At 71.1% G+C, this 14,525-nt stretch carries 17 protein-coding genes; 5 read left to right on the top strand and 12 right to left on the bottom strand.

From position 1 onward, the window contains the following. Positions 1 to 21 precede the first annotated feature (21 nt). From mshC to AP234_RS24505, 6 genes are all read right to left on the bottom strand, one after another. Entirely contained in the window at positions 22 to 1,233 is a 1,212-nt protein-coding gene (gene mshC, locus AP234_RS24480) for a cysteine--1-D-myo-inosityl 2-amino-2-deoxy-alpha-D-glucopyranoside ligase (RefSeq protein WP_083502395.1), read from the bottom strand. Positions 1,234 to 1,268: 35 nt separating this feature from the next. Next, on the bottom strand, positions 1,269 to 1,994 hold the full coding sequence (locus tag AP234_RS24485; RefSeq protein WP_431999096.1) for an NRDE family protein: 726 nt from the start codon (positions 1,992 to 1,994) through the stop codon (positions 1,269 to 1,271). A 131-nt stretch (positions 1,995 to 2,125) separates the two neighbouring features. After that, the gene (locus AP234_RS24490; protein WP_055482081.1) at positions 2,126 to 2,887 is read right to left on the bottom strand and encodes an SCO1664 family protein; all 762 of its coding nucleotides are present in this window, start codon (positions 2,885 to 2,887) and stop codon (positions 2,126 to 2,128) included. Continuing rightward, positions 2,884 to 3,477 carry a DUF3090 domain-containing protein gene (locus tag AP234_RS24495; RefSeq protein ID WP_055482082.1) on the bottom strand — a complete coding sequence of 198 codons (594 nt, stop codon included), beginning with the start codon at positions 3,475 to 3,477 and terminating at the stop codon, positions 2,884 to 2,886. The genes AP234_RS24490 and AP234_RS24495 overlap by 4 nt, the downstream gene beginning before the upstream one ends. Before the next feature lie 9 nt (positions 3,478 to 3,486). Continuing rightward, the gene (locus AP234_RS24500) at positions 3,487 to 4,188 is read right to left on the bottom strand and encodes a histidine phosphatase family protein (protein WP_055482083.1); all 702 of its coding nucleotides are present in this window, start codon (positions 4,186 to 4,188) and stop codon (positions 3,487 to 3,489) included. After that, the gene (locus AP234_RS24505) at positions 4,185 to 5,003 is read right to left on the bottom strand and encodes an undecaprenyl-diphosphate phosphatase (protein WP_055482084.1); all 819 of its coding nucleotides are present in this window, start codon (positions 5,001 to 5,003) and stop codon (positions 4,185 to 4,187) included. The genes AP234_RS24500 and AP234_RS24505 overlap by 4 nt, the downstream gene beginning before the upstream one ends. Before the next feature lie 35 nt (positions 5,004 to 5,038). Here AP234_RS24505 and AP234_RS24510 point away from each other — a divergent pair, with 35 nt between their 5' ends. Both AP234_RS24510 and AP234_RS24515 read left to right on the top strand, forming a co-directional pair. Next, positions 5,039 to 5,977, top strand: coding sequence for an aldo/keto reductase (locus AP234_RS24510; protein ID WP_055482085.1), 939 nt, complete (start codon positions 5,039 to 5,041; stop codon positions 5,975 to 5,977). Between the two features lie 195 nt (positions 5,978 to 6,172). Next, entirely contained in the window at positions 6,173 to 7,189 is a 1,017-nt protein-coding gene (locus AP234_RS24515) for a hypothetical protein (protein ID WP_055482086.1), read from the top strand. A gap of 18 nt (positions 7,190 to 7,207) precedes the next feature. Here the strand turns inward: AP234_RS24515 and fabI are convergent, their stop codons facing one another. After that, entirely contained in the window at positions 7,208 to 7,975 is a 768-nt protein-coding gene (gene fabI / locus AP234_RS24520) for an enoyl-ACP reductase FabI (protein ID WP_055482087.1), read from the bottom strand. A 34-nt stretch (positions 7,976 to 8,009) separates the two neighbouring features. Beyond that, positions 8,010 to 8,714, bottom strand: a complete 705-nt coding sequence (gene fabG, locus AP234_RS24525) for a 3-oxoacyl-ACP reductase FabG (protein ID WP_055482088.1) — start codon at positions 8,712 to 8,714, stop codon at positions 8,010 to 8,012. A 77-nt stretch (positions 8,715 to 8,791) separates the two neighbouring features. On the opposite strand from fabG, the gene AP234_RS24530 reads away from it, so the two are divergent. Both AP234_RS24530 and AP234_RS24535 read left to right on the top strand, forming a co-directional pair. Beyond that, a complete protein-coding gene (locus AP234_RS24530) occupies positions 8,792 to 10,285 on the top strand; it encodes a TldD/PmbA family protein (protein ID WP_055482089.1) in 1,494 nt (497 codons plus the stop codon). A 47-nt stretch (positions 10,286 to 10,332) separates the two neighbouring features. Then, positions 10,333 to 11,664: a metallopeptidase TldD-related protein gene (locus AP234_RS24535; RefSeq protein ID WP_055482201.1), complete on the top strand. Its 1,332-nt coding sequence runs from the start codon at positions 10,333 to 10,335 to the stop codon at positions 11,662 to 11,664. 29 nt (positions 11,665 to 11,693) lie between these two features. On the opposite strand, the gene AP234_RS24540 is transcribed toward AP234_RS24535, so the two are convergent. Then, on the bottom strand, positions 11,694 to 11,909 hold the full coding sequence (locus AP234_RS24540) for a dodecin (RefSeq protein ID WP_055482090.1): 216 nt from the start codon (positions 11,907 to 11,909) through the stop codon (positions 11,694 to 11,696). An 85-nt stretch (positions 11,910 to 11,994) separates the two neighbouring features. Here AP234_RS24540 and AP234_RS35255 point away from each other — a divergent pair, with 85 nt between their 5' ends. Beyond that, complete coding sequence (locus AP234_RS35255) at positions 11,995 to 12,318, top strand: DUF3099 domain-containing protein (protein ID WP_162842218.1); 324 nt, start codon at positions 11,995 to 11,997, stop codon at positions 12,316 to 12,318. Positions 12,319 to 12,549: 231 nt separating this feature from the next. Here AP234_RS35255 and AP234_RS38825 read toward each other — a convergent pair whose 3' ends face one another. The 3 genes from AP234_RS38825 to moaA are packed head-to-tail and all read right to left on the bottom strand — an operon-like array spanning position 12,550 to position 14,476. Then, a complete protein-coding gene (locus AP234_RS38825) occupies positions 12,550 to 12,807 on the bottom strand; it encodes a DUF6457 domain-containing protein (protein ID WP_055482091.1) in 258 nt (85 codons plus the stop codon). Next, the gene (gene mobA, locus AP234_RS24550) at positions 12,804 to 13,472 is read right to left on the bottom strand and encodes a molybdenum cofactor guanylyltransferase (RefSeq protein ID WP_055482092.1); all 669 of its coding nucleotides are present in this window, start codon (positions 13,470 to 13,472) and stop codon (positions 12,804 to 12,806) included. Before mobA ends, AP234_RS38825 begins: the two co-directional genes overlap by 4 nt. 14 nt (positions 13,473 to 13,486) lie before the next feature. Further along, positions 13,487 to 14,476, bottom strand: coding sequence for a GTP 3',8-cyclase MoaA (gene moaA / locus AP234_RS24555; RefSeq protein WP_055482093.1), 990 nt, complete (start codon positions 14,474 to 14,476; stop codon positions 13,487 to 13,489). Positions 14,477 to 14,525 lie beyond the last annotated feature (49 nt).

Raw genomic sequence — 14,525 nt, forward strand, 5'->3', positions numbered from 1 at the left:
AGGGATCGGTGCGCGACCCGGTCAGAGGGCCAGGCCGAGCAGCGCGTCGGCCAGATCGCGGACCAGGCCGGGGGCCGCGGCGTCGTCCCCCTCGGCCGCCGCCCACGCGTCGATGATCGCGAGCGCCCCCGGTGCGTCCAGGTCACCGGCGATCCGCTCGCGCACCCCGGCGAGCACCGCGGCGCCGTCCGGGCCGGCCGGGCGGGCCACCGCTGCGCGCCACCGGGCCAGCCTGGCCTCGGCCTCGGCGAGCTGCTCCGGCGTCCACTCCCAGTCGTCTCGGTAGTGGCGGGCCAGCAGCGCGAGCCGGATGGCCATGGGGTCGGCCGTCTCCCGCAGGCGGGACACGAACACGAGGTTGCCGCGGGACTTCGACATCTTCTCGCCGTCGAGGCCGACCATCCCGGCGTGCACGTACGCCCGGGCGAACGGCCACTCGCCGGTGGCGACGTGCCCCTCGCAGGCGCCCATCTCGTGGTGGGGGAAGACCAGGTCGGAGCCGCCGCCCGCGACGTCGAAGCCGCTGCCGAGGTTGCCCAGCGCGATGGCGGTGCACTCGATGTGCCAGCCGGGGCGGCCGGGGCCGAACGAGGAGGGCCAGGAGGGCTCGCCGGGACGTTCGCGCCGCCACAGCAGCCAGTCGAGCGGGTGACGCTTGCCCGCACGCCCGGGATCCCCGCCACGCTCGGCGAACAGCTCCAGCATGGTCTCCTCCGGCAGGCCGGAGACGGCTCCGAACTTGGGGGCGGCGGAGACCGGGAAGTAGACGTCACCGTCGAGCTCGTAGGTGGCGTCCCGCTCGGCGAGCCGGCCGATCAGGTCGGCGATCTGGCCGATGACCTCGGTGACGCCCACGTACTCGCGGGGCGGCAGGATGCGCAGCGCCTCCATGTCCGACCGGAACAGCTCGATCTCGCCCTCGGCGAGCTCCCGCCAGTCCCGGCCCGTCGCCTCGGCACGTTCCAGCAGGGGATCGTCCACGTCGGTGGCGTTCTGGGTGTAGTGGACGCCGTGTCCCGCGTCCCGCCAGGCACGATTGATCAGGTCGAAGGCGAGATAGGTGTTCGCGTGCCCGAGATGGGTCGCGTCGTACGGCGTGATGCCGCAGACGTACATCCGGGCCTCCCCGGATGGAGCGGTCTCGCGGATCTCACGGACGGCGGTGTCGTACAGCCGGAGCGGAAGACCTGAACCGGGCAACCTGGGGACATTCGGGACAGACCACGATCGCATGGTCTGAAGCCTATCCGCGCCCCCGCCGATTCCGTTCAGCCGGTGTCCACCTGATGCCAGGAGGACAGGTCGTCGGGCAGCGGGCAGAAATCATAGCGCAGGCCACGCTCGGCGAGGGCGACCAGCGTGACCGACAGGCTCGCGAAGACCCGGCCGTCGGGCAGCGTGCGCCGGACCAGCAGGGCCCGGGGATCGTCGCCGGGCAGGTCGGCCGTCGAGCTCAGGCGCAGCCACTCGCCCCAGAAACGCGCCGGTGAGCAGCCCTCCCGCCACCGCGGCCGCGGCGCGGCGGCCAACCTCGGCAGGAACCACGCGGCCCTGGGGTCGCCGTCGCCGCGTTCCCATCCGGAGTTGACCACCATGTGCAGCCCCGGGGGCAGCTTGTCCTCGGTGAGCCGGTCGCCGTCCCAGCTCCACAGTCGCACTCCGTCGATCCCGCCGATCAGCAGATGGAACGGATCGTAGCGGCGCAGTTCCACGGGCGGGAGCTCACCGGCTTCGGCGGCCAGCAGCGGGAGCTCGCCGCGAGACCTGCGGGCGGCCGGCGGCGCCGCGGCGCCCCGCCCGTTGAGCAGCGCGGCGACCCGCGGCACGGCCGGGTCGGCGGCCAGCCAGGTGCCGCCGGCCTCCAGGTCCCGGCCACCGATCAGTCCGGGATGGGCGGGCCAGTGGCGTGCGGGGGACATCCAGGGGCGGGTGACGAACTCGTCACGCACACCGGCGAGGAGCACCGGCGCCGAGGCCTCCGGTGTGACGCTCACGATGACCGTACACAATGCGCGTTCCCTCCATAACGGTAGAGACTTCTGCAGAGTGCACAATCCCTACGATTTATGCAAGAGTCGCTCGGAATCAGCCGTGTTTCCCCGAGTCGTCCGCCTGGACGTACGTCCTAGACGGGAGGCCAGGGGATGGCCGGCCAGTCCTCCGAGGGGTGGGGGTGGACGCCGCTCTCGATGAGGCGTCTGACCCGGTCCCGGGTGGCCGTGACCTCGGCCGGGATGAGCAGTTCCCGTAGTCTACGGCCAAGCCGGCCTTTGTCGATCTCACGCTCCAGCCGGTTCAGCACGGAGACCGCCTCACGCGAGAGCGGCTTGCCCCGCCACTGCCACAGCACCGTGCGCAGCTTGTCCTGCACGGCGAAGCAGACCCCGTGATCGACCCCGTACACGTGCCCGTCGGGCAGCGGCAGCAGATGACCGCCCTTGCGGTCGGCGTTGTTGACCACCGCGTCGAACACGGCCATGCGGCGCAGCGCCGGATTGCTGCTGCGCATCAGGGCCACCAGATCGGCCTCGGGATCGGTGTCGATCCACAGTTGCACCATGCCGGGCCCGAAAGGGCCGTCACGGTAGACCGTCGGGGGCACGATCCGCCAGCCGGTGACCGCCGCGACCTCGTAGGCGGCGACCTCCCGGGCTGCGAGGGTGCCGTCGGGGAAGTCCCACAGCGGACGCTCCCCCCGCACCGGTTTGTACACGCATGCGGCGCTGTGCCGGCCGTTCCTTATCGTGCAGTAGAGCGTCATGTTGGTGGCCTCGACCAGCCGTCCGGCCACCTCCATCACACCGTCCCGCAGCAGACGCAACGCGGTGGCGTCGTCGAGCGCGGGACCGTCCATCTCTGTGAAGCTCGGCTCGCCTCCGGCGGTCATGCGGGTCCCTGCCCGGACAGCTCACCGGGGTGATGGCCGTTGAGCCGGACGCAGATGTGGCCCTCCGGATCGAGTGGCCTGCCGCACAGCGGGCAGGGCGGGCGGCCGGCCGCGACGATCTCCAGCGCGCGCCGGCTGAACGCACGGGCCTCCGCGGCGCTGATGCGCACGCGCAGCACGGCCGGCTCGGGACGGTCGCCGAGCGAAGCCGCGATCTCCTCATCGTCCTCGATCTCGACCTCGTCGGTCGCCTCCTGCGCCTCGATGATCACCTGGGCGGTCTCCGGGTCCCAGGCGAGCGCCATCGTCCCCACCCGGAACTCCTCGTCGAGCGGCAGGTCGAGCGGGCCTTCGTCGGCCAGTTCCGTCGGCGCCACCGCCGGGACGGGGGCGCGCCCGCCGGTACGGCGCAGCACCTCGTCGAGCAGTTCGTCCAGCCGATCGGCGAGCACGGCGACCTGGAACTTCTCAAGTGCGACCGTCGTGATCCTGCCCTGGCCCCGGGCCTGCAGGAAGAAGGCTCGCGCGCCCGGTTGCCCAACGGCACCAGCCACGAACCTCTCAGGCGGATCGTAGTCGAAGACCGGCATAGCCCGACCTTACGTGGTTCCGGCTCCACCGCCGACGGCGGCGTCGCTTCCGGTGATGTTTTCTCCCCCGCCCGTATCCTCCGGAACCTCACTCCGGGGCGTTAGATTGCCGACCTCGCCGCCGACGTCGTTGGCCCTGAGCAGGAACGGCCGCAGCGGGGTGTATCTGATCACGGTCAGGGACGCCGGGTCGACGGTGATCCGCTGGAACTGGTCCAGGTGCAGGCCGAGCGCGTCCGCCACGATCGCCTTGATCACGTCACCGTGGCTGCACACGAGGTAGGTCGCCTTGTCGCCCAGCCGCTCGTTCCATTCGCGTACCGCGCGCACGGCCCGGCTCTGCACCTCGGCCATGGCCTCGCCGCCGGGGAACACCGCGGCGCTCGGATGGGCCTGCACGACCTGCCACAGCGGCTCCTTGGCGAGATCCCCGAGCGGCCTGCCGGTCCACTCGCCGTAACCGCACTCCTCGAACCGCTCATCGGTCTCCACCGACAGCGCCCGGCCGCGCGCGATGGCCGCCGCCGTCTCCCGGCACCGCTCCAGTGGGCTGGAGACGATCGCGTCGAGTTCGAGGGGCGCCAGTCGCCGCGCCAGGGCGTCGGCCTGCTCGTGGCCGCGCCCGTCGAGGTGCACGCCCGGGGTCCGTCCGGCGAGCACGGGCCCGGTCAGCTCTGTGAGGCCGTGCCGTACGAGAAGAAGCGTCGTCATGACGAGACCACCCCAAGGGCGAGCAGCGTGAGCAGGAACGCGCCGGCGAACACACGGTAGGCCACGAACAGGACCGTCGAATGCTTCGCGACGTAACGCAGCAGCCAGGCGATCGAGGCGTACCCGACGATGAACGAGACCGCCGTGGCGATCACCGTCGGCGTCACGGGCACGCCGCCGCCGTCGCCCACGTGCCGCAGCTCGAACAGCCCCGACAGGACCACGGCCGGGACCGACAGCAGGAACGAGTAGCGCGCCGCCGCCTCACGGGTGTAGCCGAGGAACATCGCGCCGGTCATCGTCGAGCCCGAGCGCGAGGCCCCGGGGATCAGCGGCAGCATCTGCCAGGCGCCGATGATCAGCCCGTCGCGCATGCCCAGGTCGGCGACCTCCTTCTTCTTCCTCCCCCACTGGTCGGCCACCAGCAGGAGCAGCCCGAAGACGATCAGGAACGTCGCGTTCAGCCACAGGTTGCGCGCCGGGCCCTCGATCGCGTCCTTGAAGAGCAGGCCGGCGACGCCGATCGGGATCGTGCCGAGGCCGATGTACCAGCCCATGCGCGCGTCGAGGTGGCCGCGGAGCTCCGGCGTCCAGAGACTGCGCGCCCAGGTCCAGAGGATCCTGACGATGTCGCGCCAGAAGAAGATGACGACCGCCAGCATCGTGCCCAGCTGGATCACCGCGGTGAACGCCGCGCCGGGGTCCGGCCATCCGGCCAGTTTCGGCACGATCAGCAGGTGCGCGGAACTCGAGATGGGCAGGAACTCCGTCAGCCCCTGCACGACGCCGAGCACGATGGCTTGCAGTACGTCCATGGTCCGGACAGCCTATCGGCTAGTCTTACCAGGCAATGGACCAGCGATTAGTCGGGCGCAGCGGTCTTTCGGTGTCCAGGATCGGGCTCGGCACGATGACCTGGGCCCGGGACACCTCGGCGGAGGAGGCGACCGCTCAGCTCACCGCATTCGCCGACGCCGGAGGCACGCTGATCGACACCGCCGACGTGTACGGCGAGGGCGACGCGGAGCGTCTCATCGGCACGCTCATCCGCGACGTGGTGCCCCGATCCGACCTGGTGATCGCCACCAAGGCCGTGCTCACCCCGGGGGGCGACCGCAACGCCTCCCGCCGCCATCTCATCCGGGCCCTCGACGCCTCGCTCGCCCGGCTCGGGATCGACGAGGTGGACCTGTGGCAGCTTCACGCGTTCGATCCCGCCGTCCCCCTGGAGGAGACCCTCGCGGCCGTCGACCTCGCGGTCTCGACCGGACGTACGGCCTATGCCGGAGTGTGCAACTACACGGGGTGGCAGCTCGCCGCCGCCGCCGTGTGGCAGCGCTGCGGCGAGGCGCGGTCCCCGATCGTGTCGGCACAGGTCGAATACTCGCTGCTCGCCCGCGACGCGGAGCTCGAGCTGCTGCCGGCCGCCGCGCACGTCGGCGTCGGCGTGCTCGCCTGGTCGCCGCTCGGGCGTGGCGTGCTGACCGGGAAGTACCGCACCGGCATCCCGGCCGACTCCCGCGCGGCCACCCCGCACTTCGCCGACTTCGTCCGGCCCTACCTCGACGAGCGCTCCCGGCGGATCGTGGAGTCGGTGACGACCGCGGCCGAGGGGCTCGGCGTGTCGCCGCTCGCCGTCGCGCTCTCCTGGATCCGCGACCGGCCGGGCGTCTCCTCGGCCATCGTCGGCGCACGGACCCACGCACAGCTCCTCGGCGTGTTGCAGGCCGAGAAGCTGACCCTCCCCTGGGAGATCCGCGAGGCCCTCGACGACGTCTCCGACTCGTGACGGTCAGAACGAGAAAGCCATTCACGTATCACACATCGATACCGAATCGCAATGTTCTACTGCATAACCCCGGCAGTCTGGCGAAGAGTGACAGAGGCAGCGAGAACGCATCACGGATCGGAGAACCCTGGGGGTCAGGGGAATCGGGGGCCACGGGGGCAGGACGTGACGGGTCAGGGAGAGGGAATTCAATTCATGGGGATCGGACGCAAGACCTCCGCGATCTCCGGGGGGGCGCTCGCGCTCGCCCTGGGCGGAGGACTCCCCGTTCTGAGCGCGGCACCGGCGTACGCGCTGGACTGCAGCGGCGTCGGGATCGTGTCGGGCGTCACCAACACCCTGTGCTCGGTCGTGGGCGGCGTGACCGGCACGGTCAACCAGGTGACCGACACGCTCGACCGCGCGACCGGCGGCGTGACGGCTCCGCTCAGCGAGACGGTGAACAGCACACTGGGCACGGTGGGCGGCGCGGCCGGCAGCACGCTCGACACCGTGGGCCACGCCGTGGACGACACCCTGGGCGGCGCTTTGAGCGGTAAGGCCGGCAGCACGCTGGGCGAGGTCGGAAAGACGGTCGGTGACACCGGCGAGACGGTCGGGAAGGCGGTCGGAGACACCGGCAAGGCCGTCGGAGAGACCGTCGGCGAGACGGGGAAGGCCGTCGGCGAGACGGTCGGCCGGCTGGCCCCGAGCATCGCCCCCACCGCCGAGCGGATCACCGAGGGGCTGACCGATCCCGTACGGGACGCCTGCCTGCCGCTGCTGAACGGAAGCCGGTGCGTCGACCCGGGCGGTTCGGGGAAGACGGAGCGCCCGAAGCACCCGCGCGGGCACACCGTCCGGACGTCCCCCGAGCCGGACCGGGAGGGAACGCTCCCGGTCGAGCCGTATCACCCGCGATACGTTCCGGTGGACCGGCAGACCGAGGCCGAGGGCGAGCAGGTGCACCCCGACACCGACGGCATCCTCCCGCTGCTGTGGCCGGGGCAGCGGATGCCCGAGATGGTCTACCGGAAGCGCGGCAAGACGGTGCTGCCGAGCAGGACGCACGACCCGGCCGGGACGGCGCTGACGGCCGCGCTGCTGCTGTCGGCGCTGACGGCCACACGCGTGGTCTCCGCTCGGCGGGCGCGCGCCGAGCAGCGGGAGTCGATCCCGCTCGAAGGCGGAATCGGGCTGCCGCGCCGGTCGGGCCGGCATCGGCTCGCCTGAGCGGGTCTTCGCCGCCGGTCAGCCGCCCATGGCGTGCACGCCGCCGTCGACGTGGACGATCTCGCCGGTGGTCGCGGGGAACCAGTCCGACAGCAGCGCCACGCACGCCTTGGCGGCCGGGACCGTGTCGCTCAGGTCCCAGCCGAGCGGCGCCCTGGCCGGCCAGCTCTCCTCGAACTCCCGGAATCCCGGGATGCTCTTGGCGGCCATCGTGCGCAGCGGACCGGCCGCGACGAGGTTGACGCGGATGCCGTGCTCGGCGAGGTCGCGGGCGAGATAACGGGAGCAGGACTCCAGCCCCGCCTTGGCCACGCCCATCCAGTCGTAGACCGGCCACGCCTTGGTGGCGTCGAAGTCCAGGCCCACGATCGCCCCGCCGCCCTCCTTCATGAGCGGCAGGCACGCGACGGCCAGCGACTTGAACGAGAAGGTCGACACGTGCACGGCGGTGGCGACGTCCTCCCACGACGTGTTGAGGAAGTTGCCGCCCAGGCAGGACTGCGGGGCGAAGCCGATGGAGTGGACGACGCCGTCGAGACCGTCGATGTGCTCGCCGACCCGATCGGCCAGCGTGTCGAGGTGCTCGGTGTCCTGGACGTCGAGCTCGACGACCGGGGGCGGCTCGGGCAGCCGCTTGGCGATGCGCTCGACCAGGCTCAGGCGGCCGAAGCCGGTCAGCACCACCTGGGCGCCCTCCTCCTGGGCCAGCCTCGCCACGTTGAACGCGATGGAGGACTCGGTGAGGACACCGGTGACCAGCAGTCGCTTGCCTTCGAGCAAACCCATGTACAGCTCCAGTCTCTCGTGGTGCCTCAGTGTGTCAGTGACCCATGCCCAGGCCGCCGTCGACGGGGATGACGGCCCCCGTGATGTACGACGCGTCGTCGCTCGCCAGGAACCGTACGACCCGCGCGACCTCGCCGGGCGTCGCCTGCCGGCCGAGCGGGATGCTCTTGCGGATGTTCTCCTGCTGCGCCTCGTCGAGCACCGCCGTCATGTCGGTCTCCACGAACCCCGGCGCGACCACGTTCACGGTGATGCTGCGCGAGGCCAGCTCGCGTGCCAGGGACCGGCCGAATCCGATCAGACCGGCCTTGGAGGCGGCGTAGTTGGTCTGGCCGGCCGAGCCCGACAGCGCGACCACCGAGGAGATCAGGATGATGCGGCCGCGCCGCAGCCGGAGCATCGGCCGGACCGCCCGCTTGGCCACGCGGTAGGCCCCGGTCAGGTTGGTGTCGACGACGTCGGCGAAGGCCTCCTCTTTCATCATCGGCAGCAGGGTGTCCCGGGTGATGCCCGCGTTGGCGACGACGACCTCGACCGGGCCGTGCTCGGCCTCGGCCTTCTCGAAGGCGGCCTCGACGTCCGCCGTGCTCGTCACGTCGCAGCGGACGCCGAAGAGCCCCTCGGGCGGCTCTCCTGATCGGTAGGTGACGGCGACCGCGTCTCCGGCGGCGGCGAGCTCGCGGGCGATCGCGAGGCCGATGCCGCGATTCCCACCAGTGACGAGAACAGAGCGAACCATGCAAGCGACGGTATCGGCTACCCGGGGGTAGGCCACTTGTCCGCTGAGCACAAGATCACAGGATTAGGATCGTGGACATGCGCCAGATCGACCCCGATTTCCTCGCCCTGCCGCTCAGGCGCCTGGCGGACGCCGCCCTGCAGCGGGCCCGCGATCTCGGAGCGGAACACGCGTCCTTCCGGCTGGAACGGGTGCGCGCCGAGACGCTGCGGCTGTTCGACGCCCGGCTCGAGGGCGCCATGGACGCCGACGACCTCGGCTTCGCCGTACGGGTGGTGAAAGACGGCACGTGGGGGTTCGCCTCGGGGATCGAGCTGACCCCCGAGGCCGCCGTGCGTGCGGCGGAGGAGGCCGTGCGGGTGGCGGCGGTGAGCGCGCCCATCAACAGGGAACCCGTCGAGCTCGCGCCCGAGCCGGTCTACGCCGACGTGACGTGGGTGTCGTCCTACGACATCGACCCGTTCGAGGTGCCGCTCTCGGAGAAGACGGCGCTGCTCGGCGACTGGTCGGCGGGAATGCTCGGCCGGGTGGACCACGTCTCGGCCCACCTGATGCAGGTCAAGGAGCAGAAGTTCTACGCCGACTCGGCCGGCACGGTCACCACCCAGCAGCGGGTCAGGGTCCATCCCGTGCTGACCGCGATGAAGGGCGACGGCGAGCGCTTCGACGACATGCGCACGCTCGCGCCGCCCGTGGGGCGCGGGTACGAGTACCTGACCGGCGTCGGCTGGGACTTCCCCGCCGAGATCGCCGAGATCCCCGAGCTGCTCGCGGAGAAGCTGAAGGCGCCCTCGGTCGAGCCGGGGGCGTACGACCTGGTGATCCATCCGTCCAACCTGTGGCTGACCATCCACGAGTCGATCGGGCACGCGACCGAGCTGGACCGCGCCCTCGGCTACGAGGCGGCCTACGCCGGGACGTCGTTCGCCACGTTCGACAAGCTGGGCAACCTGCACTACGGGTCCCCGGTGATGAACGTCGTCGGCGACCGCACGGCCGAGCACGGCCTGGCCACGATCGGGTGGGACGACGAGGGCGTGGCGGGCCAGTCGTTCGACATCGTCAGCGAGGGAACGCTGGTCGGCTACCAGCTCGACCGGCGAATGGCGTTGCTCAAGGGGCTCGGCCGCTCGAACGGCTGCGCGTTCGCCGACTCCCCCGGGCACGTGCCGATCCAGCGGATGGCCAACGTGTCGCTGCGACCGGCCGAGGGCGGCCCCGCCACCGAGGAGCTGATCTCCCGGGTCGAGCGCGGCGTCTACGTCGTGGGCGACAAGAGCTGGTCGATCGACATGCAGAGATACAACTTCCAGTTCACCGGTCAGAGGTTCTACCTGATCGAGAACGGCCGGCTCTCCGGGCAGCTGCGCGACGTGGCGTATCAGGCGACGACGACGGACTTCTGGCGGTCGATGGAGGCCGTCGGCGGGCCGGAGACGTACGTGCTCGGCGGCGCGTTCAACTGCGGCAAGGGACAGCCGGGCCAGATCGCGCCGGTGAGCCACGGCGCCCCTTCGGCGCTGTTCCGCGGCGTACGGATCCTCAACACCGTCCAGGAGGGTGGCAAGTGAGCGACGTGGTGACCACACCGCAGGAGACGGTGGAGCGCGCGCTCGCGATGAGCGGGGCCGACGACCGCATCGTGATCGCGGACGAGGGTTCGACGGCCAACCTGCGCTTCGCCGGCAACACGCTGACCACGAACGGCGTCGCCCGTTCGTCGCGGCTCACCGTGATCTCGGTCGTCGGGCGTGGTGTGGGCGTGGTGTCCCGTTCCGCCGTACGGGCCGACCAACTCGCCGACGTGGTGGCGGCGGCCGACCGGGCCGCGCGCGAGGCGCAGCCGTCCGAGGACGCGCGGCCGCTCGTCGCCGGTACGGCGTCCGCCGGCTGGGACCGGGCGGTCGAGCCGACGACCATCGAGGTGTTCCGCGACTTCGCGCCCGCGCTCGGCGAGTCGTTCGCCGCCGCCGAGGCGTCCGGCCGGCGGCTGTACGGCTTCGCCGAGCACACGCTGACGTCCACGTTCGTCGGGTCGTCCGCCGGTCTGCGGCTGCGGCACGACCAGCCCACGGGCCGGCTGGAGCTGAACGCGAAATCGGCTGACATGTCGCGTTCCGCGTGGACGGGTGTCGCCACCCGGGACTTCCGTGACGTGGACGTGGCCGCGCTCGACGCCACGCTGGCCCAGCGGCTGGAGTGGGCCAAGCGCCGGATCGCCCTGGAAGCCGGGCGGTACGAGACGATTCTGCCGCCCACCGCGGTCGCCGACCTGATGATCTATACGTACTGGTCGGCCGGCGCCCGTGACGCGGCCGACGGGCGGACGGTCTTCTCCAAGCCGGGCGGCGGCACGCGGGTCGGCGAACGGCTGTCGGAGCTGCCGCTGCGGCTCTACAGCGATCCCGCGCATCCCGGCATCGAGTGCGCGCCCTTCGTGGTCGCGCACGCCTCCAGCCGGGAGGACTCCGTGTTCGACAACGGCCTCGCGCTCGGCGCCACGGACTGGATCTCCGGCGGCACGCTGACCGGTCTCGTGCAGACCCGGCACTCCGCCGAGCTGACCGGGCTGGCCGCCACCCCGCGCATCGACAACCTCGTCATGACGGGGCCGGAGGAAGGCCGCTCACTGGAGGAGATGATCTCCGACACCGAGCGCGGCCTGCTGCTGACCTGCCTGTGGTACATCCGCGAGGTCGATCCGCAGACGCTGCTGCTGACCGGCCTGACCCGGGACGGCGTCTATCTCGTGGAGAACGGCGAGGTCGTCGGGGAGGTCAACAACTTCCGGTTCAACGAGTCTCCGGTCGACCTGCTCGGCCGCCTGACCGAGGTGGGCGCGAGCAGGCAGACGCTGCCCCGGGAGTGGAGCGACTACTTCACCCGCGCCGTCATGCCGTCGGTGCGCGTGCCCGACTTCAACATGTCGACGGTGAGCCAGGCGAGCTGACTCGCCGGGATCGCGGTCAGCGGGCCGGATCAGCCCGCGTCTTCGAGGCGGAAGCCCACTTTCATGCCGACCTGGAAGTGGGCCACCTCGCCGTCGACGATCTGCCCGCGTACCTCGGTCACCTCGAACCAGTCCAGGTGCCGCAGGGTCTGGGCGGCCCGGCGGATGCCGTTGCCGATGGCCTGGTCGACGCTCTCCGTCGAGGTCCCGACTATCTCGGTCACCCGATAGGTGCGATCCGACATCTTCGTCCTCCTATGGAGTGTTTCCGCCTCTGGTGATCGTATCGCCGTATGACCGTCTCCCCCCGGGCGGGTTACCGTGGAGAGCGTGAATCCAAGGCGTGAGTCGCGACGGCATCGGAGCGTCGTTCATCAGGTTACGGACGCCCAACCGTCGCTCACCGATGACATCAGGCGCCGCGAGCGCAGCTATCTGATCAAGATGGGCATCCGGCTGGTCTGCCTCCTCCTCGCGGTGGCCGTACCGGCTCCCTGGCCCATCAAGCTCCTGCTCGTCGCCGGCGCGGTTCTTTTGCCATACGTTGCCGTGATCGGGGCCAATCAACGAGGCAAGGACGTCCCGCCTGCCCAGGACATGACCTCACCTAACCAAAACGAGATACCACGCCATCGACGCGAGATCGGGTCGTGACAAACTCTTGACGCAATCCAAGGGTTAGAGGTGTACAGTTTAGCCAAGCGCTCTGGTCCCCCGTCGGAGCGCTGGTACCGGCGTTCCGGGCCCCCGTCGGAACGCCGATGATGCGGCGCCGGGTGGTTTGCCCCCGTAACCACCCGGCGCCGCCCCCTTTTTGTCGCACTATCTCAGTGCGGTAGTTCTTAGGGGTTTTTCGCCCCGATTTTCGAACAATTTTTTGTATTGTCAAGAATCTTCGAGCGTTTCCGCCGTGGCCTTCTCCCAGTCGGCCGCCATACGGGACAGCCGCTCCAGCGCGTCCGGCGGCGCCGTACCGGCCCCCTGGGCCAGCCCGAGCAGGTACGCCGTCAGCGGTGCCGCCGGCCGGGCGACGCCGTGGGCGACGTCCTTGGTCAGGTCGAGCACCGCGGCCCGGTCCAGCCGGGCGGGGTCGACGCCCAGTTCCCGGCAGACCAGCGCGGTCCACTCCTCCAGCACGTTCACGCCTGATCCTCGCTTCTCTCTCGTTCCCGGACGGTCCCGCCGGCCGTCCTGAGGTCGTCGGCCGTCCTGAGATCGCTCATCGTGTCGCAATCGAACCACGGCGGGCGTCCGCCCCGCCCGGCGGGCAGCCGGACCGGCACGGGCCCCAGCGGGCCGAGCAGGCCGCGCAGCGAACCACCCGTGTAGGCGCGCAGCGCGTCCCTGAGCACCGTCACACGCCAGGCCCCGGTCAGCCACTGCTCCCTGCCGTCGTCGTCGACGAGCACGGCCCCGGCGGCACCAGAGGCGGCGGCCCGCAGCAGCGTCGTCACGTGCGCGGCGTCGAGGAACGGCAGGTCGGCGGCGAGCAGGACCACCCACTCGGCCGTGACCTCGGCGAGGCCCGCGCGCAGCGCCGGGATCGGGCCGGAGCCCGGCGGGTCCTCCCGGGTGAACACCGCACGGGTCAAGACGGCCCGGGTGACGACGGCACCGGCCGCCGACGTCCTCGTGGGGCCGACGACGACCAGTGTGCGGGCGCCGGCCACGGCCGCGGCCACCCACTCGATGAGGGGCACCCCGCCGACGAGGGCGCCCGGCTTGTCGAGGCCGCCGAGCCGGCTCGCCCGTCCGCCGGCCAGGATCACGGCGTCGTAGCCGACGTCGTCCCGGGCGTCGTGGTTCATGGCCGGCTCCGTGGTCAGCCGCCGATGGCCGACATGGGACGGGCCGGCTGGAGGAAGCCGGGGTCGTCGATGCCGTGCCCGGCCTTCTTGCGGGCGACCGCCGCGGTCCACCGCGCGGCCAGATCGTCGTCTGAGGCTCCCGAGCGCAGTGCCGTACGGAGATCGGACTCCTCGGTGGCGAACAGGCAGTTGCGGATCTGACCGTCGGCGGTGAGGCGGACGCGGTCGCAGGTGCCGCAGAACGGGCGGGTGACGGAACCGATCACGCCGACCCGGGCGGGACCACCGTTCACGAGGAACAACTCGGCCGGTGCGCTGCCCCGTGAGGCGGGATCGTCCTCGGTGAGGTCGAAGGCGTCCTTGAGCAGACCGATGATCTCATCGGCGGTGACCATGTCCTCCCGCCGCCAGCCGTGCTGGGCGTCGAGCGGCATCTGCTCGATGAACCGCAGCTCGTATCCCCGCTCCAGGCAGTAGCTCAGCAGCGGGACCGCCTCGGCGTCGTTGATCCCCCGCATCAGCACGGCGTTCACCTTGACCGGGGTGAGCCCGGCCTCGTCGGCCGCCGCCAGGCCGTCGAGCACGTCCCGCAGCCGATCGCGATGCGCGAGCCGTACGAACACCTCGCGGTCGAGCGTGTCGAGGGAGACGTTGACGCGGTCGAGCCCCGCCTCGGCGAGGACGCCGGCCAGGCGGGCGAGGCCGATGCCGTTCGTGGTCAGCGAGAGCTGGGGACGCGGGCGCAGCGCGGCCGCCGCCGCGACGATCTGCGGCAGTTCCCGGCGGAGCAGCGGTTCGCCGCCGGTGAAACGGACCTCGGTGATGCCGAGCCGCTCCACACCGATGCGCACCAGTCGGGTGATCTCCTCGGCGGTCAGCAGATCGGGTTTGGGCAGCCAGTCGAGGCCCTCGGGAGGCATACAGTATGTGCAGCGCAGGTTGCACCGGTCTGTCAGCGACACCCGCAGATCGGTCGCGACCCGGCCGAAGGAGTCGACCAGCAAGATGACCTCCTTGTGCGAGAACCCTCAGCCTACGGCCTGCCGCCGACGG

Source organism: Sphaerimonospora mesophila (assembly GCF_001417795.1).
Lineage (GTDB): Bacteria > Actinomycetota > Actinomycetes > Streptosporangiales > Streptosporangiaceae > Sphaerimonospora > Sphaerimonospora mesophila.

Coding starts and splice junctions, on each gene's coding strand:
- mshC (WP_083502395.1), bottom strand. CDS start 1,233: ATGCGATCGTGGTCTGTCCCGAATGTCCCCAGGTTGCCCGGTTCAGGT.
- AP234_RS24490 (WP_055482081.1), bottom strand. CDS start 2,887: ATGACCGCCGGAGGCGAGCCGAGCTTCACAGAGATGGACGGTCCCGCG.
- AP234_RS24495 (WP_055482082.1), bottom strand. CDS start 3,477: ATGCCGGTCTTCGACTACGATCCGCCTGAGAGGTTCGTGGCTGGTGCC.
- AP234_RS24500 (WP_055482083.1), bottom strand. CDS start 4,188: ATGACGACGCTTCTTCTCGTACGGCACGGCCTCACAGAGCTGACCGGG.
- AP234_RS24505 (WP_055482084.1), bottom strand. CDS start 5,003: ATGGACGTACTGCAAGCCATCGTGCTCGGCGTCGTGCAGGGGCTGACG.
- AP234_RS24510 (WP_055482085.1), top strand. CDS start 5,039: ATGGACCAGCGATTAGTCGGGCGCAGCGGTCTTTCGGTGTCCAGGATC.
- AP234_RS24515 (WP_055482086.1), top strand. CDS start 6,173: ATGGGGATCGGACGCAAGACCTCCGCGATCTCCGGGGGGGCGCTCGCG.
- fabI (WP_055482087.1), bottom strand. CDS start 7,975: ATGGGTTTGCTCGAAGGCAAGCGACTGCTGGTCACCGGTGTCCTCACC.
- fabG (WP_055482088.1), bottom strand. CDS start 8,714: ATGGTTCGCTCTGTTCTCGTCACTGGTGGGAATCGCGGCATCGGCCTC.
- AP234_RS24530 (WP_055482089.1), top strand. CDS start 8,792: ATGCGCCAGATCGACCCCGATTTCCTCGCCCTGCCGCTCAGGCGCCTG.
- AP234_RS24535 (WP_055482201.1), top strand. CDS start 10,333: ATGAGCGGGGCCGACGACCGCATCGTGATCGCGGACGAGGGTTCGACG.
- AP234_RS24540 (WP_055482090.1), bottom strand. CDS start 11,909: ATGTCGGATCGCACCTATCGGGTGACCGAGATAGTCGGGACCTCGACG.
- mobA (WP_055482092.1), bottom strand. CDS start 13,472: ATGAACCACGACGCCCGGGACGACGTCGGCTACGACGCCGTGATCCTG.